At 65.1% G+C, this 21,045-nt stretch carries 19 protein-coding genes and 1 pseudogene; 12 read left to right on the top strand and 8 right to left on the bottom strand.

Features of this window, described 5'->3' with window-relative positions; translation table 11 throughout:
* The first annotated feature begins 81 nt into the window (after positions 1-81).
* Complete coding sequence (locus YH64_RS24225; RefSeq protein WP_046803371.1) at positions 82-966, top strand: LysR family transcriptional regulator; 885 nt, start codon at positions 82-84, stop codon at positions 964-966.
* On the opposite strand, the gene YH64_RS24220 is transcribed toward YH64_RS24225, so the two are convergent.
* Both YH64_RS24220 and YH64_RS24215 read right to left on the bottom strand, forming a co-directional pair.
* A complete protein-coding gene (locus YH64_RS24220) occupies positions 963-2,153 on the bottom strand; it encodes an amidohydrolase family protein (RefSeq protein ID WP_046803372.1) in 1,191 nt (396 codons plus the stop codon). The two genes, YH64_RS24225 and YH64_RS24220, sit on opposite strands and share 4 nt — an antisense overlap.
* A 61-nt stretch (positions 2,154-2,214) precedes the next feature.
* Positions 2,215-2,412: a hypothetical protein gene (locus YH64_RS24215; protein WP_082134365.1), complete on the bottom strand. Its 198-nt coding sequence runs from the start codon at positions 2,410-2,412 to the stop codon at positions 2,215-2,217.
* 177 nt (positions 2,413-2,589) lie between these two features.
* Between YH64_RS24215 and YH64_RS24210 the strand changes: the two genes are divergently transcribed.
* Positions 2,590-3,087: a PmgT domain-containing protein gene (locus YH64_RS24210; RefSeq protein WP_046803373.1), complete on the top strand. Its 498-nt coding sequence runs from the start codon at positions 2,590-2,592 to the stop codon at positions 3,085-3,087.
* 272 nt (positions 3,088-3,359) lie between these two features.
* Positions 3,360-3,636 (top strand): annotated as a pseudogene (locus tag YH64_RS30640) (virulence factor).
* A 215-nt stretch (positions 3,637-3,851) separates the two neighbouring features.
* Here YH64_RS30640 and YH64_RS24200 read toward each other — a convergent pair.
* The 4 genes from YH64_RS24200 to YH64_RS24185 form a co-directional block, all read right to left on the bottom strand.
* Positions 3,852-4,100, bottom strand: a complete 249-nt coding sequence (locus YH64_RS24200; RefSeq protein WP_082134366.1) for a hypothetical protein — start codon at positions 4,098-4,100, stop codon at positions 3,852-3,854.
* A gap of 230 nt (positions 4,101-4,330) precedes the next feature.
* Positions 4,331-5,677, bottom strand: a complete 1,347-nt coding sequence (gene serS / locus YH64_RS24195) for a serine--tRNA ligase (protein ID WP_046803374.1) — start codon at positions 5,675-5,677, stop codon at positions 4,331-4,333.
* Between the two features lie 45 nt (positions 5,678-5,722).
* Entirely contained in the window at positions 5,723-7,066 is a 1,344-nt protein-coding gene (locus YH64_RS24190; protein WP_046803375.1) for a replication-associated recombination protein A, read from the bottom strand.
* A gap of 137 nt (positions 7,067-7,203) precedes the next feature.
* A complete protein-coding gene (locus tag YH64_RS24185) occupies positions 7,204-7,995 on the bottom strand; it encodes a deaminated glutathione amidase (protein WP_082134367.1) in 792 nt (263 codons plus the stop codon).
* A 166-nt stretch (positions 7,996-8,161) separates the two neighbouring features.
* Between YH64_RS24185 and YH64_RS24180 the strand changes: the two genes are divergently transcribed.
* From YH64_RS24180 to YH64_RS24140, 9 genes are all read left to right on the top strand, one after another.
* On the top strand, positions 8,162-9,505 hold the full coding sequence (locus tag YH64_RS24180; RefSeq protein ID WP_046803534.1) for an amino acid deaminase: 1,344 nt from the start codon (positions 8,162-8,164) through the stop codon (positions 9,503-9,505).
* A gap of 123 nt (positions 9,506-9,628) precedes the next feature.
* Positions 9,629-11,188, top strand: a complete 1,560-nt coding sequence (locus tag YH64_RS24175) for an ABC transporter substrate-binding protein (RefSeq protein WP_046803376.1) — start codon at positions 9,629-9,631, stop codon at positions 11,186-11,188.
* A 104-nt stretch (positions 11,189-11,292) separates the two neighbouring features.
* Positions 11,293-12,234: an ABC transporter permease gene (locus YH64_RS24170; protein WP_046803377.1), complete on the top strand. Its 942-nt coding sequence runs from the start codon at positions 11,293-11,295 to the stop codon at positions 12,232-12,234.
* Between the two features lies 1 nt (position 12,235).
* On the top strand, positions 12,236-13,111 hold the full coding sequence (locus YH64_RS24165) for an ABC transporter permease (RefSeq protein ID WP_046803378.1): 876 nt from the start codon (positions 12,236-12,238) through the stop codon (positions 13,109-13,111).
* Positions 13,112-13,113: 2 nt separating this feature from the next.
* The gene (locus YH64_RS24160) at positions 13,114-14,121 is read left to right on the top strand and encodes an ABC transporter ATP-binding protein (protein ID WP_046803379.1); all 1,008 of its coding nucleotides are present in this window, start codon (positions 13,114-13,116) and stop codon (positions 14,119-14,121) included.
* Positions 14,118-15,119, top strand: a complete 1,002-nt coding sequence (locus YH64_RS24155) for an ABC transporter ATP-binding protein (protein ID WP_046803380.1) — start codon at positions 14,118-14,120, stop codon at positions 15,117-15,119. The genes YH64_RS24160 and YH64_RS24155 overlap by 4 nt, the downstream gene beginning before the upstream one ends.
* 37 nt (positions 15,120-15,156) lie before the next feature.
* Positions 15,157-16,029, top strand: a complete 873-nt coding sequence (locus YH64_RS24150; RefSeq protein ID WP_046803381.1) for a MurR/RpiR family transcriptional regulator — start codon at positions 15,157-15,159, stop codon at positions 16,027-16,029.
* A gap of 14 nt (positions 16,030-16,043) precedes the next feature.
* Positions 16,044-17,525, top strand: a complete 1,482-nt coding sequence (locus YH64_RS24145) for an amidohydrolase family protein (protein WP_046803382.1) — start codon at positions 16,044-16,046, stop codon at positions 17,523-17,525.
* Positions 17,526-17,575: 50 nt separating this feature from the next.
* Positions 17,576-17,989: a RidA family protein gene (locus tag YH64_RS24140; RefSeq protein ID WP_046803383.1), complete on the top strand. Its 414-nt coding sequence runs from the start codon at positions 17,576-17,578 to the stop codon at positions 17,987-17,989.
* Between the two features lie 45 nt (positions 17,990-18,034).
* On the opposite strand, the gene lolA is transcribed toward YH64_RS24140, so the two are convergent.
* Together lolA and YH64_RS24130 are read right to left on the bottom strand one after the other, a co-directional pair.
* Positions 18,035-18,658, bottom strand: coding sequence for an outer membrane lipoprotein chaperone LolA (gene lolA, locus YH64_RS24135; RefSeq protein ID WP_046803384.1), 624 nt, complete (start codon positions 18,656-18,658; stop codon positions 18,035-18,037).
* Positions 18,658-21,042 (bottom strand): DNA translocase FtsK, encoded by a 2,385-nt coding sequence (locus YH64_RS24130; protein WP_120154118.1) that lies wholly within the window; start codon positions 21,040-21,042, stop codon positions 18,658-18,660. Before YH64_RS24130 ends, lolA begins: the two co-directional genes overlap by 1 nt.
* Positions 21,043-21,045: the final 3 nt, after the last annotated feature.

The following is a 21,045-nucleotide window of genomic DNA, read 5'->3' as shown; positions in this document are numbered from 1 at the left end:
CCGCCGTCAAAGAAAACAACAATTATCTTCATCCATCTTTAGAATACGGAAAAACCATCTTTCAAAAGGGGCGCAATCGCCGTGGACTCGCGCTTTCTACAAACCTATGTGCATGTGGTGGAACTGGGCTCCATCGCGCAGGCCGCGCGCCATCAAGGGCTGACGCCGGCCACCGTGCAGCAGCGCTTGCGCGCGCTGGAAGGCGATGTCGGCAGCGCGCTGATTGCCCGCTCGGGCCGCACCGTCAAGCCCACGCCCGCCGGGCTGCGCATTCTTGAGCGCGCCCGCCATATCCTGCGCGACGTGCGCGACCTGCGTTCGGCGGCCAGCGACACCGAACTGCCCGCCGGCCCCTTGCGTCTGGGCGCCACGCCCACCGCGCTAACCGGCATCATGCCGCCCGTGCTGCGGACCTGGGTGGCGCGCCATCCGCATATCGAGATCTACATAGAGCCTGCGCCCACCACCCTGCTTTACAGCAAGGTGCTATCTGGTGAGCTGGACGGCGCGCTGCTGGTGCACCCGCTGTTCACCCTGCCCAAGACCTGCGAATGGCGCGACCTGCGGCACGAACCGCTGGTGCTGGTGACGCCCGCCGGCATGAAGGTGCGCGACCCGCTAGCGGTGATCGCGCGCGAACCGTACATCTGCTATGACCGCAGCGTGGTGGGCGGCAAGATGGCCGACGATTACTTGCGCGCGCGCAATTTGCGGCCGCATGTACGGTTCGAACTGGATGGCATCGACTCCATCGCCAAGCTGGTGGCCGAGGGCTTGGGCGTGGCGGTGCTGCCTGATTGGGCGGTGATGGGCGAGCCCGTGGCGCGGGTCAAGCGCTGGCCCTTGCCCGCGCCCTGCCCCGTACGCACGGTGGGTGCGATCTGGCAGCGCGCCGGCGTACGGTCGGAGTTGATGCGGGCCTTCGCGGCGTTGACTGAAACGCAGCTGGGCCTGACGCGCGGCTAGGCGATGGCGTCCTGGCCGTTACGCGCCACGATGACGCCGCCAGATATGACGAGGCGGCGCGGCTTGCGCGTGACGACCGCTTCGGCCACGCAGCTGGCGTCGACCAGCACCAGGTCAGCGCGCGCGCCCGGCGTCAGGCCATAGCCCTCGAAACCACAGGCGCGGGCGGCGGCGCCGCTGACGCAATCAAACGCCCATTCCACTTCGTCGTCGCGCCGCAGGTCGTTGCGCAGGCCGATCATCATGGCGCGCGCCAACATGTCGGGGCTGCCGTACGGCGTCCAGGTGTCGCGGATGCCATCGTTGCCGCCGAAGATCGTGACGCCCGCCTCGCGGCAAGCGCGCACGGGCGGCACGGGCCGCGATGGCGGCGCGGTGGTCAGCAGCGCAACGTCCAGCGTGGCCAGTCGTTTCAGCAAGCCGTCCAGTCGCTTGGCGTCCACGCCCCCCAGGCAAAACGCATGGCTGATCACCACCTTGCCCTGCATGCCCAGCGCCTGCACGCGGTCCAGGATCAGGTCCAACGTAAACGCGCCCAACTCGCCGGGCTCGTGCAAATGGATGTCTACCGGCTTGCCATGCTTGTTGGCCAGGCCGAACAGCACATCCAGGGATTGGGCGGGGTCGCGGTCAATGGCGGACGGGTCCAGCCCACCCAGCACATCGGCCCCCTGCGTCAGCGCCTGATCCAGCAGTTGCGCGGTGCCGGGGCGTACCAGCAGGCCCGACTGCGGAAATGCCACGGTCTGGATTTCAATGCGGCCAGCGAGTTCGTCGCGGGTGGCATGCACGCCGTCCAGATGGCGCAGGCCCGCGTCGGTGTCGACGTCGACATGGCTGCGGATGCGGGTGGTGCCTTCACGCAAAAACGCCAGCGCCAGCGCGCGCGCGTGGCTGGCGGCATCATGCCCCGAACTGGCGCGCCAGGCGCGTTCGTTATCGATACGGTCGGTCAGCAGCGGGCCAACTTCGTTGACGTACCAGGGGGAATCCCAGGTCGTCTTGTCCAGATGGGTATGCCCTTCTATCAGGCCCGGCAACAACAACGCGCCGCCGCCCTCCTCGACCAGCACGTCGGCCGGCGCGTGCACGGCGGTACCGATCTGAAGGATGCGCCCGTTGCGCACTTGCACGTCGACGGTTTCGGCCGCCGACATGCGGACGTTCTTCAACAAGAGGTCGGTCATGGATGTTCCCGAACAAACGAAAGCGGCCGGCCCGAGGGGCCGGCCGTATCAGCCTGAATGCTCAGACTTGCGGCGGTTCGATCCAGAAAAAGCGTTCGCCTTGGCGGACCATGTCGGCAACGCCTTCGGCGCCGATGCGATAGTCCGAACCCATGAGCGATGCGCCACCGTCTTCATGGATGTGGATAACGGCCAGCGGGTCATTGGCCATGGTGTACCAGTAGTACCCGGGCTTGAGATTATGCAGGTCAGTAGTCATTGCTCGAGTATACAAACAACGCCACAAGACAAAAAGACAACACTAATACAAAGCTTGCCTGACAGCGCGAACACGACACGTCATACTGCGTGATCCTGATCTGAATAAGCTGGTGCATGTGTCACGCTGCGGCACTTGGAATCCGCGGACGTTGGTAGATAGGAGAACAGCGAGCGCATGAAAAGGCAGTCACTTCAATTCAGCGAGCCGCACAAGCAAGCCGTTCTGGCGGGCACGAAAGTGCAGAGCCGACGCATCCTGAAACCGCAGCCCACCAAGCTCACAACGGCTTGGTACGCGGACGCGGCCGACGCCGGGCGCTGGGTTGCAATGGGCCCTGATCGCGATAACCCCACCGAATTACGCCGCACTTCCAGCTGGGTCAGATGCCCCTTTGGAAAATCCGGTGAAAGCATCGTCTTGAGCGACGAAGCGGGCAACCCGTTTGCTCACGCATTGGTAGTAGGCGTGCGCATTCAACGGCTGCAAACCCTGACCGAAGCCGACGCCCGGGCCGAAGGCACCGAAGCGATTTACCAAGCGTCGGCGTTATTGCCCGGCGTTCCTCTTCAAACAGCGTTTGCATTGATGTGGTGTGAGCGCTATGGCTCGCATGCCTGGGCCGCCAACCCCTGGGTCTGGGTCGTGGAATACCGGCGCACCCAAACGCTGTAGCGATGTCGCCACGCCGCCCCCGGCGGATGGTGACCGGATGTAACGACCCCCGGTGACTTCATCGCATTCCACTTCATTTCAATCGATTTCAGATCTGGGCCTACCAGAGCAGAAGTACTAGTCCCGCATCGCAGCACGATCCGAGCCTTGTGACGGGGGACGGTTGCGGATTGTCGCTATTGCGCTTGGGGCGCTTACGAATACGCGGCCGAAAAGCCCGAAAATAGGGGCGTCAAATAACTTTGCTGTGTCGTGCAGCAGGCAGGTGCAACATGAAAAAGTGGCTTATTGCTGGTGTGGGTGCCGCAGGTCTGCTGATCTCCAGCGTGGCCTTGGCCCGAGTGGACGTGGGTATTTCCATCGGCGTGCCGGGTGTGGTGTATCCCGCGCCGGTATACGTTGCCCCCGGTGGTTTACCCCGCCCCGGTGTATTACCGTGGCGGCCCCCACTGGCGCGGCGGTCCGCCCCCGCGCTACTACGGTCCGGGCCCTGGCTATTATCGTGACGGGCACGGCCATGGCAAGGGCCATGGAGATTGGCGCCGATAAATACGAAGGCCACTCAAATGAGTGGCCTTTTTTCCGTGGGGACAATGTCCGGTGTCCCGGTGGATGCCTATTAAGCCGCGGGGGCTCGTAGCGGTTTTTCCGCCACCAAGGCGGATTTTTGCGATACCGGCGCGGGCTTTCCATCCGCCCAACGCGGCGATTCCTGTACAAGATCAATCCATCTGCGCGGCGCACTGGACGCGCGCCACCAACCATTATGCGGACGCATGGGCAAACTCCGGCTCACCGTTAAAACGCACACCATTGATTTCTTGGAACAACTGACGGCTTTCCTGCTCTGCTTCGTGCAAATCCGAAAACGGCGCCTGTCCGGGTACCGTCCAGCATTTTTCCGGCGCGGTTCCGCCGACTCGGCGGGTCCATATCTGCACGCGGTAGCCCTGCTCGTCTTCGCGAGCGACAGAGCATCTCACACGAAAATCTCCAATCATTCTTGAAGTCATGGACAACTCCTTGTTATATAAGTGAATGAAGCGTGAAGAACGCGGGTGTATTGTGCCGCAACTATCCGGCCCTTATATTAGAAATACACAATTGCTCACATCAAATTCATGCACTCACACTGTGATGATAATGAGTAAAAAAGACAGCAATGTGTCGCTATGATAAAAAAAAACGGAGCCGCGAGGCTCCGTTTTCTTATCCGCCAAATGGCCGATAGACGTAATGCGCTTCAGGGTTTCAGTACCGTCAAACCGCCCATATAAGCTTGCAGCGGTTCGGGAATCAATACGCTGCCGTCGGCCTGTTGATGGTTTTCCAGCACGGCCACCAGCGCGCGGCCAACGGCCAGGCCCGAACCATTAAGCGTGTGCACGAATTCCGGTTTGCCCTGTGCATTTCGGAAACGGGCCTGCATGCGGCGAGCCTGGAACGTTTCGCAATTGGACACCGACGAAATCTCGCGCCAGGTATTTTGCGCGGGCAACCACACTTCCAGGTCATAGGTTTTGGCGGAACCAAAACCCATATCGCCCGTGCACAGCAGCATGACGCGATACGGCAGGCCCAGCAATTGCAGCACGCGTTCGGCGTGGCCGACCATGTCTTCCAGCGCTTCATACGATTGATCCGGCTGCGTGATCTGCACCATTTCGACCTTGTCGAACTGATGCTGGCGGATCATGCCGCGCGTGTCGCGGCCGCCGCTGCCGGCTTCCGAACGGAAGCAAGGCGTGTGCGCCGTCAGCTTCAAAGGCAGGTCGGCGGCGGCCTGGATGGTGTCGCGCGCGACGCTGGTCAGCGTGATTTCCGACGTGGAGATCAGGTATTGGTCTTCACGCACATAGGGGTTGCCGGCGGCATCGACCTTGGGGTCGTCATCGCCACCGCCCTTGGACACGGCGAACATGTCGTCCTTGAACTTGGGCAGCTGGCCCGTGCCGTACAAGGTGGACGCGTTGACGATGTAAGGCGTATAGCACTCGGTGTAGCCGTGCGTGCCCGTTTGCAGGTCCAGCATGAACTGGGACAACGCGCGGTGCAGGCGGGCAATGGGCCCGCGCATGAACGAGAAGCGCGCGCCCGACAGCTTGGCGGCCATGTCGAAATCCAGGCCCAGCGGCTCGCCAATGGCGACGTGGTCGCGCGCCTCGAACGCCAGGGCGGGCGGGTTGCCGTCCGCACCGGCGGCGCCGGGCAGCCAGCGGCGCACTTCGACGTTGTCGTCGGCGGATTCGCCCAGCGGCACGCTGGCGTGCGGCAGGTTGGGCACCGACATCAGCAGGTCGTTCAGCGGGGCCTGCAAGGCCGCCAGCTCTTCTTCCAGCTGCTTCAGGCGAACGGGCACGGCCTGCGATTCGGCCATGACGGCGCTGGCGTCTTCGCCCTTGGCCTTCAACTGACCGATCTGCTTGGCCAGCGCGTTGCGGCGGGCTTGCAGGGACTCGGTTTCGGTCTGGACGGCCTTGCGGCGGGATTCCAGGTCGTTGAACCGTTCCGTGTCGAAGGACACGCCACGGCTCTTGAGGCGGTCGACGACGGTTTGCAGGTCTTTGCGCAGCAGTATCGGGTCTAGCATGTTGATGTCGGTTGAGGTTGGGTGAAGGCGGCGGGCCGGGGCCCGTTACCGGTTCTTGGCGCGTTCCTGCGCGTCCAGCTCGCGCAGAAATGCCAACTTTTGCTGGATTTTAGCCTCCAGGCCGCGATCGGTCGGCCGGTAGAAGGAAGGCTTGAGTCCGTCAGGGAAATATTGTTCGCCCGCAGCGTAGCCGTGAGGCTCGTCGTGGGCATAGCGATAGGCCTTGCCATGGCCCAGTTGCTTCATCAGCTTGGTCGGCGCGTTGCGCAGGTGGATCGGCACCGGCGCGCTGCCGTGTTCCGCCGCGAATTGGCGCGCCTGGTTGTAGGCGTTGTAGACGGCGTTGGATTTGGCCGCGCAGGCCATGTAGACCACGGCTTGCGCCAGCGCCAGCTCACCCTCGGGCGAGCCCAGGCGTTCGTAGATGTCGGCGCCGTTCACGGCCAGGTCGGTGGCGCGCGGGTCGGCCAGGCCGATGTCCTCGACCGCCATGCGAACCAGGCGCCGCGACAGGTATTTGGGATCGGCGCCGCCGTCGATCATGCGGCAAAACCAATACAGCGCGGCATCGGGATTTGAGCCGCGCACCGACTTGTGCAAGGCGCTGATCTGGTCGTAGAACGCGTCGCCACCCTTGTCGAAACGGCGCAGGTTTTGCGACAGGGATATTTCCAGCCAGGCGGCGTCCACCGTGTCGCGACCGGCCGACTGCGCCGATTCCGCCACCACTTCCACCGCGCTGATCAGCCGTCGCGCATCGCCGTCGGCCCAGGCGGCCAGTTGCTCGCGCGCGTCGGGTTCGATGCGGATGGCGGCCTCGCCGTCGTCCAGCCCTTCGTTCAGGGCGTGCACGGCGCGGTCGACCAGCTGCTGCAATTCCTCGGGCGACAGCGATTGCAGCACGTACACCCGGGCGCGTGACAACAGCGCCGAATTGACTTCGAACGACGGGTTTTCCGTTGTGGCGCCGATGAAGGTGAACAGCCCGCTTTCCACATAGGGCAAGAAGGCGTCCTGCTGGGCCTTGTTGAAGCGGTGCACCTCGTCAACAAAGAGGATGGTGCGGCGGCCCTGGCCTTGCGCCACTTGCGCCACCGTGACCGCTTCGCGAATGTCCTTGACGCCGCCCAGCACCGCCGAAATGGCGATGAATTGCGCGTCGAAACCGTCGGCCATCAGGCGCGCCAGCGTGGTTTTACCCACGCCGGGCGGCCCCCAGAAAATCATGGAATGCGGGCGACCGGATTCAAAGGCCACGCGCAGGGGCTTGTCGGGCCCCAGCAGGTGCGACTGCCCGACCACGTCGGACAACGTGCGCGGGCGCAGGCGCTCGGCCAGGGGCACATAGGGCCGATGCGCAGGATCGGCCGCGAAGAGATCGTTGCTCATTGGCAGCAGATGGGGGAAGACGGCAAGAAGATCAAGTCAGCATTACACCATGACCGCCGCGCCCTTTCCGGGCGCCCCCGGAGCGCACGCCGGACCACACACCGGACCACACATTGGACCGTCTGGCCCCGGGGCGCCTAGGCCAGTTCGGGCGGGCCGAAGCGGCGGTTGGCCAGCACCGGCAGCACCTTGCGGGCATGCGCCAGGCGCTCGGGGTCGATGTCGGCAAACACCAGCGCCGGGGCTTCGCCCGCGCGCGCCGTCACCACGCCCAGCGGGTCCACCACCATGCTGCACCCAATATTGCGTTCGCCGCATTCGCCCGTGGCCGCCACGTAGCAGGTGTTCTCCAGCGCACGGGCCGTGACCAGCACCTCCCAGTGCATTTCCTTGAGCGGCCCGCGCACCCAGGCGGCGGGTAGCACCAGGAGGTCGGCGCCATCCAGCGCCAAGCGGCGCGCCAGTTCGGGAAAGCGCACGTCATAGCAGGTCATCAGGCCGACGCGCAGGCCGGCGATGTCCAGCAACGGGGGGATCTCGGTGCCCGGCGTGACGTTGGTGGATTCCTTCATCGTGAAGGCGTCGTACAGATGCAGCTTGCGGTATTGCGACACGATGCGCCCGTCTTGCACCGTGACCAGCGTGTTCCAGACCCGGCCTTCGCCGGTCGGCACGTGCACGCACATCATGGTCGCCAGCGACGAGTCCCGGCTGGCCTCCAGCAGGCGCGTCATGAACGGGCCATCCAGCGGCTGCGCGGCTTTCAGCACGATTTGCGGGTCGGTGATGTCGCGCGCCAGGATGCCTTCGGGCAAGACCAGCAGACCGGCGCCGCCCGCGCTGGCCCGCTCCATCAGGTCGATGCAGACCTGCGCGTTCTCTTCCCAGACACGGCTGACGGCGAACTGGCCCAAGGCAACTTTCAACATGGCTATTCCTTCATGGAGCGCGTTTTTTTCGCGAATTTCCTATTGTCGCGCCAACTCGGCCGGCCCGCACCGTACGGGTAAGTCCTAGCTGCCTTTGTAAATTTCTTTCACGATAATGAAAAAAAAGCATTTCCACGTAAATATTTTCCATAACGAGCGCGCCGCCATGATCCATTCCTCTTCCCCCGCAGCCCTGTTGGATGTGAACGGCAAAGGCCTGGGCGCGTTCCCCGAGTCCTGTACGACGGCCGGTGTGACCGCCCTGAACTGGAACCTGCTGGACGAAGACGTCAGCCTGCCCGTGGCCGTGTTGTACGAAGCGCGCGTGCGCCACAACCTGCAATGGATGCAGCAGTTCATGGAGGCGTACCACGTCAAGCTGGCGCCCCACGGCAAGACCACCATGAGCCCGGCGCTGTTCAAGCGCCAGATCGACAACGGCGCATGGGGCATCACGCTGGCGACCGCGCCGCAGGTGCTGGCCGCGTACCAGCACGGCATCCGCCGCGTGCTGATGGCCAACCAATTGGTGGGCCGCGCCAACATGGCCATCATCGCGCGCCTGTTGCAAGATCCGGCGTTCACCTACTTCTGCATCGTCGATTCCCCCGCCAACGCCGCCCAGCTAGGCCAGTTCTTTGCCGAACAGAGCCTGACTTTGCCTGTGCTGATCGAGCTTGGCCCCACGGGCGGACGCACCGGCGTGCGCGATGATGCGCAGTTGCAAGCGGTGATCGACGAAATTGGCCGTTGGCCCAGCCTGGCGCTGGCGGGCATTGAAGTCTATGAAGGCGTGTTGCAGGAAGAAGGCGCGATCCGCGCGTTCCTGCGCCGCGCCACCGATGCGCTGCGCGGGCTGGCCACGGCCGGCCGTCTGCGCAAGAACGGCCCCGCCATTATTTCCGGCGCGGGCTCGGCCTGGTTCGATGTGGTGGCCGAAGAATTCTCGCAGCTGGATATCGGCGCGCCGCTGGAAGTGATCCTGCGCCCCGGCTGCTATCTGTCGCACGACGTGGGCGTCTACCGGTCCGCCGCTGAACGCATCAACGCCCACAACCCCGTGGCGCAAAAAATGGAACCGGGCCTGCTGCCCGCCTTGCAAGTCTGGGCCTATGTGCAGTCGCTGCCCGAACCGGGCCGCGCCATCATTGCGCTGGGCAAGCGCGATGCCGCTTTCGACGCCGGCCTGCCCACGCCCGCGCTGCATTATCGGCCGGGCCGCGTCAGGCCGGGCCGCGCCAGGCCGGGCCGCGTCGGGCCGGGCGACGCCTCGCCGGGCGACGCCTCGCCGGGCCAAAACGCCCCCAGCGCCGCGCCCCAGGCGTGGAAGCTGACCGCCATGATGGACCAGCATGCCTTCATGCAGATCGCCGACGGCGACGACATCCAGGTCGGCGACATGATCGCCTTCGACATTTCCCACCCCTGCCTGACGTTCGACAAATGGCGCCAGGTGTTGTTGGTGGACGAGCAGTACCGCGTCACCGACGTAGCCGAAACCTTCTTCTGAACGCCCCCTAGCCCGCCGCAACGCGCCTGGCCCAAGGGGGCTGCTGCACGACGACCGGGATCCCGGCGCGAATCCGATCACACGCGACAACCTGTTTGTTTTTGACCCTCTGGAGAGAGAATCATGAACTTCCGACCCTCCCGGCGAGGCAGTGGGCTGACCAGCCTGCTCGCGGCCGGCGCAATTGGCTTGACCGCAATGACCTCCCCCGCCCTGAGTGCCACGCCGGTCAAGGGGGGCACGATTTCCGTCGCCACCATCGGTGAACCGCCCACGCTGGACCCGATGACCAGCACGGCGGATCTGGTCGGCATCCTGACGCAGCATTTCTTCGAAACGCTCTACACCTTCGACGCCAAGTGGAACCTGACCCCGCTGTTGGCGGAGAAGATGCCCGACGTCACGCCCGACGGCCTGGTCTACACGATTGCGCTGCGCCAGGGCATCACGTTCCATGACGGCTCGAAGATGGACTCCTCCGACGTGCTGGCGTCCTTGAAGCGCTGGACCGAAACCGCCACACGCGGCAAGGGCGCGGCCAAGGTCATCAGCAGCATCGAGGCGCCCGACGCCCACACCATCCGCATCACGCTCAAGCAGCCCTACGCGCCGCTGACCGCGCTGCTGGCCATGAACAACGCCGCCGCCGTCATCATGCCCAAGGGCAAGATTGCGCCGGTGCTGACCGAAATCGTCGGCACGGGTCCGTACCAGTTGAAGGCCCGCGTGCCCGACCAGTACATCCAGTTGGTGCGCTTTGACGGCTACAAGCAACGCGACGGCGAGCCCGACGGCTACGGCGGCGCGCGCAAGCAGTACCTGGACGAAATCCGCTTTGTGCCGGTCAGCAACGCCAACACGCGTTCCGAAGCCGCCGCCGCCGGCCAGTTCGACTACGTCGACTCGCTGCCGGTGGAAGCGCTGGCCAAGCTCAAGGGTGGCCGTTCCGACCCGGTGATGCTCAAGCCTTTCGGCTGGCCGCGCCTGGTGCTCAACACCAAGCAAGGCATCATGTCCAACCTGGCGGTGCGCCAGGCCGTGCAGCTGGCGCTGAATGAAGAAGACATGCTGTTCGCCGCCTTCGGCAACAAGGACTTCTACAAGCTGAACGGCGACCTGTATCCGGAAGGCTACCCGTGGGCCACGTCGCTGGGCGGCAAGGTCTACAACAAGGGCGATGCCGCCGCCGCCAAGAAGCTGCTTGACGGCGCCAACGTGGCCGACAAGAAGATCCGCATCCTGACCAGCCAGCAGTACGAATTCCATTACAAGATGGCGCTGGTGGCCGCGGAATACCTGAAGGCCGCCGGCTTCACGGTGGACATGCAGGTGGTGGACTGGGCCACGCTGACGCAGCGCCGCCAGGACCCCGCCGTGTGGGACATCTTCATTACCCACAGCGTGTTCCTGCCCGAACCCGCGCTGATCGATTTCCCGTCCAAGGACGCCCCCGGCTGGTGGGACACGCCGCGCCGCGCGCAGGTGATGGACGCCTTCAACCAGGCGCGCACGCAGGAAGAACGCATCAAGCGCTGGGCCGACGTGCAGCAGGCCGTGTATGACGAAATCCCCTTCGTGAAGGTGGGCGACTTCAACGCCCAGGCCGCGCGCTCGCCGTCGTTGCAAGGCACGCAGCCCGCTCCGTGGCCGTACTTCTGGAACGCCTGGAAAAGCGCCAAGTAAGTAGGGAAACGCGCGGCCAGGCGGTGAATGATCCCGCCGCCTGCCGCGCCCCAAGCCGTCTTTCGCTCCGCGTGCACTGATTGCCGCTTTTCTAGGACTCTATCGTGTTGCGTTATCTTTTGAACCGGCTGGTCGGGCTGGTGGCCGTGATGTTTATCGTCGCGACCATCGTGTTCGTCATCATTCGCGTCACACCCGGCGATCCGGCGGCTGTGATGCTTGGGCCACAGGCCAGCCAGCAGGACATCGCCGCGCTGCGCGCGCAACTGGGGCTGGACCAGCCCATGGCGCTGCAATACGTATCGTGGCTGGGCAAGCTGGTGCAAGGCGACCTGGGCCAGTCCATCTTCATGAACAAGCCCGTGCTGTCGGCGCTGGCTGACCGTGCCGAGCCCACTATTTTGCTGACGTTGATGTCGCTGCTGATTGCCAGCGCCATCGCGCTGCCGGTCGGCATCCTGTCGGCGGTCAAGCGCGGCACCACGCTGGACCAGTCGGTGCTGTCGTTCTCGATGTTTACCTCCAGCGTGCCCAGCTTCTGGCTGGGCCTGCTGTTGATGCAGATTTTCTCGGTGAAGCTGGGCTGGCTGCCGGTGTCGGGCTATGGCGGCCCGGACGCCTCGCTGGCCACTCGCCTGTCGCACCTGATCCTGCCCGCCGTGGTGCTGGGCCTGGTCAATTCGGCGTTGATCACCCGTTTTATCCGCGCCAGCATGCTGGACGTACTGCGAGACGATTACGTGCGCACCGCGCGTGCCAAGGGCCTGCCGGAAAGCAAGGTCATCCTGAAGCACGCCGTGCGCAACGCGCTGATTCCCATCCTGACCGTGCTGGGCCTGACCACCGCGCTCTTGATCAGCGGCGCGGTCGTGACCGAGACCGTGTTCGGCCTGCCCGGCGTGGGCAGTCTGGTGGTGTCGGCGGTGCTGCGCCGCGACTATCCCGTCATCCAGGGCGCGCTGCTGATCATCGCGGCCATCTACGTCCTGATCAACCTGATCATCGATCTGCTCTACCTGCTGGTCGACCCCCGGGTGCGCTACTGATATGGCTATTGCAACTTCCCCCCAATCCGCCGGCGGCGCCGACCGCTGGCAGGTGCTGCGCCTGCTGGTGTCGCGCAAGACCGTGCTCTTGAGTCTGATCGTCATCATCGTGCTGGTGGCCGCCGCGCTGCTGGCGCCGTGGGTCAGCCCCTACGATCCCTTTAAGCTGTCCATCATGAACCGGCTGAAGGCGCCGGGCGCCGCGCACTGGTTCGGCACCGACGACTTTGGCCGCGACGTCTTCAGCCGCGTCATCTACGGCGGCCGCCTGTCGCTGATGGTGGGCTTTTCGGTCGTGATCGTGTCCAGCGTGCTGGGCATCGCGCTGGGGCTGATCGCCGGCTTCTTCCGCTCGGCCGACAAGTTTGTCTCGCGGCTGATCGACGCCATGATGGCGTTTCCCGACATCCTGCTGGCCATTTCGCTGGTGGCCGCGCTGGGCCCCTCGCTGATCAACGTAGTGATTGCGCTGGGCATCGTCTACACGCCCCGCCTGGCCCGCATCGTGCGCGCCTCCACGCTGGTGATCCGTGAATTGCCGTTCGTGGAAGCCGCCCGCGCGCTGGGCGTGCCCACGTGGCGCATCGTCACCGTGCACGTGCTGCGCAACCTGGTGTCGCCCATCCTGGTGCAAGGCACGTTCATCTTCGCCTACGCGATTCTGGCCGAAGCCGGCCTGTCGTTCCTGGGCGTGGGCGTTTCGCCCGACATCCCCACCTGGGGCACCATGATCAACGCCGGCCAGCAATACATGGGGTCGGCGGACTGGATCATGATTTTCCCCGGCATCGCCATCGTGCTGTCCGTGCTGTCGCTGCAATTGGTGGGCGACGGGCTGCGCGACGTACTCGACCCGCGCCTGCGCAAGGAGCTGTAATCATGACGTCAAGCAACCGAGACGTCGTGCTGTCCGTGGAAGGGCTCAAGACCTGGTTCCACAGCCGCGACGGCATCGCCAAGTCCGTGGACGGCGTCACCTTTGATCTGGCGCGCGGTGAAACGCTGGCCATCGTGGGCGAATCCGGTTCCGGAAAATCCGTGACCAGCCTGTCCATCATGGGGCTGTTGCCCAAACCGGCGGGCCGCATCGAAGCGGGCAAGATCCTGTTTCGCGACCGCCAGGGCGTGCAGCATGACCTGGCGCGCGCTTCGTCCGCCACCCTGCAGAAGATACGCGGCGCCGAAATCGCAATGATCTTCCAGGAACCCATGACCAGCCTGAACCCGCTGTACACGGTGGGCGACCAGATCGCCGAAGCCGTGTTGCAGCACGAAGGCGGCTCGTACGCGTCGGCCATCCGCCGCGCCCGCGAAATGCTGGAACGCGTGGAGATCCCGGCCGCCGACCGGCGCGTCAACGAATATCCGCACCAGATGTCGGGCGGCATGCGGCAACGCGTGATGATCGCCCTGGCGCTGGCCTGCAACCCGGCGGTACTGATCGCCGACGAGCCCACCACCGCGTTGGACGTGACGGTGCAGGCGCAGATTCTGGACCTGCTGCGCCGCCTGCAAAAAGAAATGAACATGAGCATCCTGTTCATCACGCACAACCTGGGCGTGGTGGCGGAAATCGCGCACCGCGTCGCCGTCATGTACGCCGGCCGCGTGGTGGAAGACGCGGGTGTCTACGACCTGTTCGAGAAACCCACGCACCCGTACACCCGCGGCCTCTTGTCCTGCCTGCCCACGGCCGCGCTATTGGCCTCGGGCGAACGGCTGCGCGCCATTCCCGGCAACGTACCCAGCGTGCTGTCGCTGCCCGCCGGCTGCACCTTCGCCCCGCGCTGCGAACTGGCGGCGGACGATTTCCGCGCCGCCGTGCCCGAACTGGTTGCGGTGCAAGCGGAACACCGCGCGCGCTGCATCAAGGTGAATCCGATATGACTAGCCCCCAAGCCACCGTGCGGGCCCAAGACCCGCTGGTCCGCATTGAAGACCTGAAGGTCCACTTTCCCACGTCGCAAGCCCGTAACGCGCCGGTCGTGCGTGCCGTGGATGGCGTCAGCTTCGATGTGCCGCGCAACACCATCGTCGGCCTGGTCGGCGAATCAGGCTCGGGCAAGACCACGACGGGCCGCGCGTTGCTGCGCCTGTTCAAGCCCACCGCCGGCCGCCTGCTGTTTGACGGCACCGACATCACGCATCTGAACGAAAAGCAGATGCTGCCGTGGCGCCGCCGCATGCAGATTGTGTTCCAGGATCCGTACGCCAGCCTCAACCCCCGCATGACGGTGGCCGAGATCCTGGGTGAAGCGCTGGACACGCACAAGCTGGCGCAACATCGCCGCGCAGCGCGCATCGGCGAACTGCTGGAACGCGTGGGCCTGAACGCGGACCACAGCCGCCGCTACCCGCATGAATTCTCGGGCGGACAGCGCCAGCGCATCGGCATCGCACGCGCGCTGGCCGTTGAACCCGATTTCATCGTGGCGGACGAGCCGGTGTCGGCGCTGGACGTATCCGTGCAGGCGCAGGTGCTTAACCTGCTGCAAGACCTGCAACGCGACCTGGGCCTGACCATGCTGTTCGTGGCGCACGACCTGGCCGTGGTGGATTACCTGTGCGATGAAGTCGTCGTCATGTATCTGGGCCGCGTGATGGAACGCGGGCCGACCAGCGAGGTCTATGCACGGCCGCGCCACCCCTATACTCGCGCACTGCTGTCGGCCGCGCCCGTGCCGGATCCGCGCGCCCCGCTATCGCGTATTCTGCTCAAGGGCGATATCCCCAGCCCGGTCAATCCGCCGTCCGGCTGCGTGTTCCGCACGCGCTGCCCCCACGCGATCGACGCCTGCGCCACCATCGAGGCGCAAGCCGTCCAGGTGGGCGCGGGCCACTTCGTGGCCTGTTCGCGCCTGGACGCCCCCGAGCTGGCGGCCTAGCGCATTGCACGACCCGATCAGACCCAGGAAACCCCACATGGACATCATCCGCGACATCGTCTTCCAGATACGCAGTCGGCGGGACGCATTGAGCGTGACCGAACGCAAGGTGGCCGACGCCATTCTTGACGACATCATCTGGGGCGCCAGCGCCACCGTCGACCAGCTGGCCACCAAGGCCGGGGTCAGCATCGCCACGATTTCGCGCTTTGCGCGCACCGTGGGCTGCGACGACACGCGCGACCTGAAAATGAAATTGGCGCAGGCCAGCACGGTGGGCAGCCGCTTTCTGGACCCCAGCGCGCCGGCCGAGGAAAGCACCTTTTACGCACGCATCTACGCCGACATCGAAAGCACCTTGCGCGCGCATCTGCCCACGTTCACCGAACCGCTATTCGAACAGGCGGCATCCATTGTGGACGGCGCGCGGATGATCTACGTGTTCGGCATGGGCGGCGCCTCGGCCGTGCTGGCACAGGAAGTGCAGTCGCGGCTGGTGCGGCTGGGCTACCCCATCGCGGTGTACAGCGATGCCGTGCTGCTGCGCATGGTGGCCGCCACGCTTACCGAGCACGACGCCGTGCTGGTGTTGTCGGCGTCGGGCCTGACGCCGGAAATCCTTGGCGCGGCCCGCATCGTGAAGCAGTATCGCGCCCGCATCGTCGCCATCACCGACGCCACGTCCGAACTGGCCAAGCTGGCCGATGTGGTGCTGCCCATCCGCACGGACGAAACCGACTTCATCTACAAACCCTCGGCATCGCGCTACGCGATGATGCTGGCCATCGACTTGCTGTCCACCGAACTGGCCATGCTGAACCAAGAGGAAAACCGCGAACGCCTGCGCCGCATCAAGCTGGCGCTGGACGAACACCGTGGTGGCCCCAACCGCTTGCCGCTGGGCGATTGAACCTGGAACCCAAGATGTACGACACCCTTATCGGCAACGTCCGTATCCTGGACGGCACCGGCGGCCCCGAGTACCGCGCCAGCGTTGCGCTGGCCGACGGCCGCATCGCAGCCATCGGCGCCTTGCCGGGCGCGCAGGCACGCCAGATCATCGATGGCACCGACCTGGCGCTGGCGCCCGGGTTCATCGACGTGCACACGCACGACGACACCAACGTGATCCGCACTCCGGGCATGTTGCCCAAGCTGTCGCAGGGCGTGACCACCGTGGTGGTGGGCAACTGCGGCATCAGCGCCTCGCCCGTGTCGCTGCGCGCCGACCCGCCGGATCCGATGAACCTGCTGGGTGGCCGTGAAGACTTCAACTACCCCTCGTTCAGCGACTACACGCGCGCCATCGAAGCGGCGCGTCCCGCCGTGAACGTGGCCGCGCTGGTCGGCCATACCGCCCTGCGCAGCAACCACATGGACCGCCTGGACCGCGTCGCCACGCGCGACGAAGTGCTGGCCATGCGCGAACAGCTGCGCGATGCGCTGGCGCACGGCGCCATCGGCCTGAGCACCGGCCTGGCCTATGCGTCCGCCATTGAAGCCGACACCGCTGAAGTCAAACTGCTGGCAGAAGCCCTGGATGAATTCGGCGCGCTGTACACCACGCACCTGCGTTCCGAGTTCGCCGCCATTCTGGATGCCATGCAGGAAGCTTTCGACATTGCCGGGCACGCGCGCGTGCCGGTGGTGGTGTCGCACCTGAAATGCGCGGGCGCGGGCAATTGGGGCCGCACGAAGGAAGTGCTGTTCGCGTTGGAAAACGCAGGCCGCATGCAGCATGTGGGCTGCGATTGCTATCCGTATTCGGCCAGCTCGTCCACGCTGGATTTGAAGCAGGTGACCGACGAATTCGATATCGACATCACGTGGTCGGTGCCGCATCCCGAGCAGGCGCGGCGCAAGCTGGCCGACGTGGCGGCGGACTGGGGCGTGTCCTTGCTGGACGCCGCGCGCCGCCTGCAACCGGCCGGCGCCGTGTATCACAACATGCACGAGGACGACGTGCGCCGCGTGCTGTCGCATCCATTGACGATGGTGGGGTCCGACGGCTTGCCCAATGACCCGATGCCGCACCCGCGCCTGTGGGGCGCGTTTCCGCGCGTTCTGGGTCACTACAGCCGCGACGTGGGCTTGCTGCCGCTGATCCAGGCCGTGCACAAGATGACCGGTCTTTCCGCCGCCCGCTTCGGCCTGGCCGATCGCGGCCTGGTGCGCGAGGGCTATCACGCCGACCTGGTGCTGTTCAATCCCGATACCGTCATCGACCGCGCCACCTTCGCCGAGCCGGTGCAAACGGCCGCTGGCATCGAGGCCGTGTGGGTCAACGGCGCGCTGTCCTACCGGCACGGCCAGGCCACCGGCGAACGCGCGGGCCGCTGGCTGCCCCGCAATGGCGATTTGCGCGCCAGCTTCGCGGCGGCCTCGCCCTATTCGGCCTTGGCCTGAATTTCCTTGCCCGAATCATCCTTGCCCACTACGAATTAAGGAGCACCTCCATGAGCAACACTCCCACCCCCGATCAAAACGGCATCACCCGCTACGGCGCCGGTGGCGGCACCGGCCAGGGCGGTTCGCACATGCCGTTCGCGCGCGCGGTCGCCGCCGACGGCTGGCTGCACGTATCCGGCCAGGTGCCGATGGAAAACGGGGAAGTGATTGAGGGCGGCACGGTGGCGCAATGCCACAAGGCCATCCAGCAATTGCTGGCCATCTTGAAGGAAGCGGGCTACGGCCCCGAACACGTCGTGCGCTGCGGTGTATGGCTGGACGACGCGCGCGATTTCCCGTCGTTCAACAAGGTGTTCAAGGAATACTTCGGCGAAAATCCGCCCGCCCGCGCCTGCGTGCAGTCCAGCCTGATGGTGGACGCCAAGGTGGAAATCGATTGCGTGGCGTACAAGCGCCCTTGATGCGGTGAATCGCCGGCCACGCGCCTGCCGGCGCGCGGCGCGGCCTTACATCTTGACGATGTCCACGCCCTTGGGCGCGGTGAACTGGAATTCCTTGGCGGGCAGGCTGGGGTTGGCGGCAATGGACGACAGGTCCACGCGCGTCGTCTGGCCAAACGAATCCAGCAGCTCGACCCGCACGGGCAGGTTGTCTTTCATGCCGATGTCCACGCGCGAAAAGCCCGCATCCGCCGTGCGCGGCTTGGCGCGCAGCCAGTCCACGCCGTCCTTGGACGGCAAGGCCGACACATCAAACGACTGTTCCAGCGAACCCGATCCGAACAGGATCGCGGCCGGCGACGTGCCGATGGCGGCGTCCACCTTGCGTTCGGTAACCTGCGCCAGGTCGGGGTCAAACTGGAACAGCACGCGCCCGTCGGACACCACCAGCTGCTCATAGGGCTTTTGCACCGCCCACTTGAACTTGCCCGGGCGCTGGAATGAAAACACGCCGGTCTGGGCAGGCTGCGTGCGGCCCTGGTTGTTCACGGTGTATTGCGAGAACGAACCGGTGGCCGAGGTGACCGTGGCCACGAACGACTTCAACTGCTCTTGCGCGCTGGCGGCGAACGTCAGCGCGGGCGCCAGGCTCAGGGCGGCGACAACGGCCAGGCGGTGAAACGTCTTCATCAGGCTTCCTCTCGGGCGGCGGCAGCGGCGGGGACCAGGATCTCGCGATTGCCATTGGACTGCATCGCCGACACCATACCCGATTGCTCCATCTGCTCCAGTAACCGGGCCGCGCGGTTGTAACCGATACGCAGGTGGCGCTGCACCAGCGAAATCGACGCGCGGCGATGCTTGAGCACCACTTCGCAGGCCTGGTCGTACATCGGGTCGGATTCCGCGTCGCCACCGATGCCGGTGACGCTGCTGGCGCCTTCGCCGTTATCGCCCTCGACGCCGCCTTCCAGCAGGCCTTCGATGTAGTTGGGCTCGCCTTGTGCCTTCAGGCTTTCCACCACGCGGTGCACTTCATCGTCGCTGCAGAACGCGCCGTGCACGCGCACGGGCAAGCCGGTGCCCGGCGGCATGTAAAGCATGTCGCCCTGGCCCAGCAGGGTTTCGGCGCCCATCTGGTCAAGAATCGTGCGGGAATCGATCTTGGACGACACCTGGAACGCGATGCGCGTCGGGATGTTGGCCTTGATCAGGCCGGTGATGACGTCCACGCTGGGGCGCTGCGTGGCCAGGATCAGGTGGATACCGGCAGCGCGCGCCTTTTGCGCCAGGCGGGCGATCAGTTCTTCGATCTTCTTGCCCACCACCATCATCAGGTCAGCCAATTCGTCGATGACCACCACGATGGTGGGCAGCGGCGCTAGCGGCTCGGGCTGGTCGGGCGTCAGCGAGAACGGGTTCGGGATAGGTTCCTCGCGCTTGATGGCGTCGCGGATCTTGGTGTTGTAGCCCGCCAGGTTGCGCACGCCCATCTTGCTCATCAGGCGATAGCGCTTTTCCATTTCGCCCACGCACCAGTTCAGCGCGTTGGCGGCCTGGCGCATGTCGGTGACAACCGGCGCCAGCAGATGCGGAATACCTTCGTAGACGCTCATTTCAAGCATCTTCGGGTCAATCAGGATCAGGCGCGTGTGCGAAGCGTCGGCCTTGTACAGCAAGGACAGGATCATGGCGTTGATCCCCACCGACTTGCCCGACCCCGTGGTACCCGCCACCAGCAGGTGGGGCATCTTGGCCAGGTCGGCCACGACCGGGTTGCCGGCAATGTCCTTGCCCAGCGCCATCGTCACGACGGAATGGCTGGCGTGATAGGTCTGCGACCCCAGGATTTCCGATAGGCGGACCATCTGGCGGCGCGGGTTGGGCAATTCCAGGCCCATCAGGTTTTTGCCGGGTATGGTTTCCACCACCCGGATACTGACCAGGCTCAAGGCGCGCGCCAGGTCTTTGGCCAGGTTGACGATCTGGCTGCCCTTGACGCCGGTGGCGGGCTCGATTTCGTAGCGCGTAATGACCGGGCCGGCCTGCGCCGCCACCACGGTGACCGACACGCCGAAGTCGGCCAGCTTCTTTTCGATCAGACGCGAGGTGAATTCGATGGTTTCGGCCGACACCGTTTCCTGGTTGGTCAGCGGGGGGTCCAGCAGGCTGATCGCGGGCAGGTCGCCTTCGGCGCCGCCGGCGGGCGCGAAGAACAGCGACTGCTGCTTTTCCTTTTCGACCCGCTCGGACTTGGGCACCACGGTAATGGCGGGTTCGATCCGCACCGGCTGTTCGTGCACCAGTTTTTCCTGCTTGGCCACGACTTGCTCGGTACGCACGGCCTTGGCCACCTGGCCGACCTTGCGGTCTTCGCGAGCGGCGTAGGAATTACGGACGCGGCGCACCAGGCCTTCCAGCCAGGAGCCCACGCGTTCGGCCACCGCCAACCACGAAAAAGAGAAAAACAGGCTCAGGCCGATGGCCAGCATGACCAAAAAGGCCAGCGTGCTGCCCGTAAAACCGATGCTGCGGCTGATCAAGTCGGCCAGCGTGTGGCCGATGACGCCGCCGGCGCCGCTGGCCGTTTCGGACGCGCCGGGCAGGTGCGTGCCCCGGCTGGACAGGCGCAGGGCTTCCATGCCCAGCGACCCCACCAGCAGCAGGAAGAAGCCGATGCCCTCTTCCCAATGGACGCGCGGCAGCACTTCCGGTTGCTTACTGTTAGTTACCTTAAGCTGGCTGGCCAGGCGCCGGTAGCCGGCGCGAACCCGGTGCAGCAGCAGAATTACCCACCACCAGGCGGAAAAACCGAACAGGTAGAGCAGGATGTCGGCCAGGTAGGCGCCCAGGCGGCCGCCGTGGTTGCGCACCACGTCGCCTGGCACCGAGTGCGACCAGCCAGGGTCGGACGCGCTCCAGGTGGCCAGCACCAGAGTCAGCCAGGCCGCCAGGGCGGCAAATAGGATCCAGCGGGCTTCACGCAGCAACGCGGAGATACGCGTTTGTAGCGGCGAAGGCCCGTTGCGGGTGTTGCGCGAGGCGCGCGGGGAAGCAGTCGAGATACGCGGCATGCG

Origin of the sequence: Achromobacter sp. LC458, from assembly GCF_001005835.2 — a bacterium.
Lineage (GTDB): Bacteria > Pseudomonadota > Gammaproteobacteria > Burkholderiales > Burkholderiaceae_B > Achromobacter > Achromobacter spanius_B.
Note: the sequence above shows the minus strand (reverse complement) of the source record. Positions and strands in the feature narration are given on the sequence as shown.

Coding starts and splice junctions, on each gene's coding strand:
- YH64_RS24220 (WP_046803372.1), bottom strand. CDS start 2,153: ATGACCGACCTCTTGTTGAAGAACGTCCGCATGTCGGCGGCCGAAACC.
- YH64_RS24215 (WP_082134365.1), bottom strand. CDS start 2,412: ATGACTACTGACCTGCATAATCTCAAGCCCGGGTACTACTGGTACACC.
- YH64_RS24210 (WP_046803373.1), top strand. CDS start 2,590: ATGAAAAGGCAGTCACTTCAATTCAGCGAGCCGCACAAGCAAGCCGTT.
- YH64_RS24200 (WP_082134366.1), bottom strand. CDS start 4,100: ATGACTTCAAGAATGATTGGAGATTTTCGTGTGAGATGCTCTGTCGCT.
- serS (WP_046803374.1), bottom strand. CDS start 5,677: ATGCTAGACCCGATACTGCTGCGCAAAGACCTGCAAACCGTCGTCGAC.
- YH64_RS24190 (WP_046803375.1), bottom strand. CDS start 7,066: ATGAGCAACGATCTCTTCGCGGCCGATCCTGCGCATCGGCCCTATGTG.
- YH64_RS24185 (WP_082134367.1), bottom strand. CDS start 7,995: ATGTTGAAAGTTGCCTTGGGCCAGTTCGCCGTCAGCCGTGTCTGGGAA.
- YH64_RS24180 (WP_046803534.1), top strand. CDS start 8,162: ATGATCCATTCCTCTTCCCCCGCAGCCCTGTTGGATGTGAACGGCAAA.
- YH64_RS24175 (WP_046803376.1), top strand. CDS start 9,629: ATGAACTTCCGACCCTCCCGGCGAGGCAGTGGGCTGACCAGCCTGCTC.
- YH64_RS24165 (WP_046803378.1), top strand. CDS start 12,236: ATGGCTATTGCAACTTCCCCCCAATCCGCCGGCGGCGCCGACCGCTGG.
- YH64_RS24160 (WP_046803379.1), top strand. CDS start 13,114: ATGACGTCAAGCAACCGAGACGTCGTGCTGTCCGTGGAAGGGCTCAAG.
- YH64_RS24155 (WP_046803380.1), top strand. CDS start 14,118: ATGACTAGCCCCCAAGCCACCGTGCGGGCCCAAGACCCGCTGGTCCGC.
- YH64_RS24150 (WP_046803381.1), top strand. CDS start 15,157: ATGGACATCATCCGCGACATCGTCTTCCAGATACGCAGTCGGCGGGAC.
- YH64_RS24145 (WP_046803382.1), top strand. CDS start 16,044: ATGTACGACACCCTTATCGGCAACGTCCGTATCCTGGACGGCACCGGC.
- YH64_RS24140 (WP_046803383.1), top strand. CDS start 17,576: ATGAGCAACACTCCCACCCCCGATCAAAACGGCATCACCCGCTACGGC.
- lolA (WP_046803384.1), bottom strand. CDS start 18,658: ATGAAGACGTTTCACCGCCTGGCCGTTGTCGCCGCCCTGAGCCTGGCG.
- YH64_RS24130 (WP_120154118.1), bottom strand. CDS start 21,042: ATGCCGCGTATCTCGACTGCTTCCCCGCGCGCCTCGCGCAACACCCGC.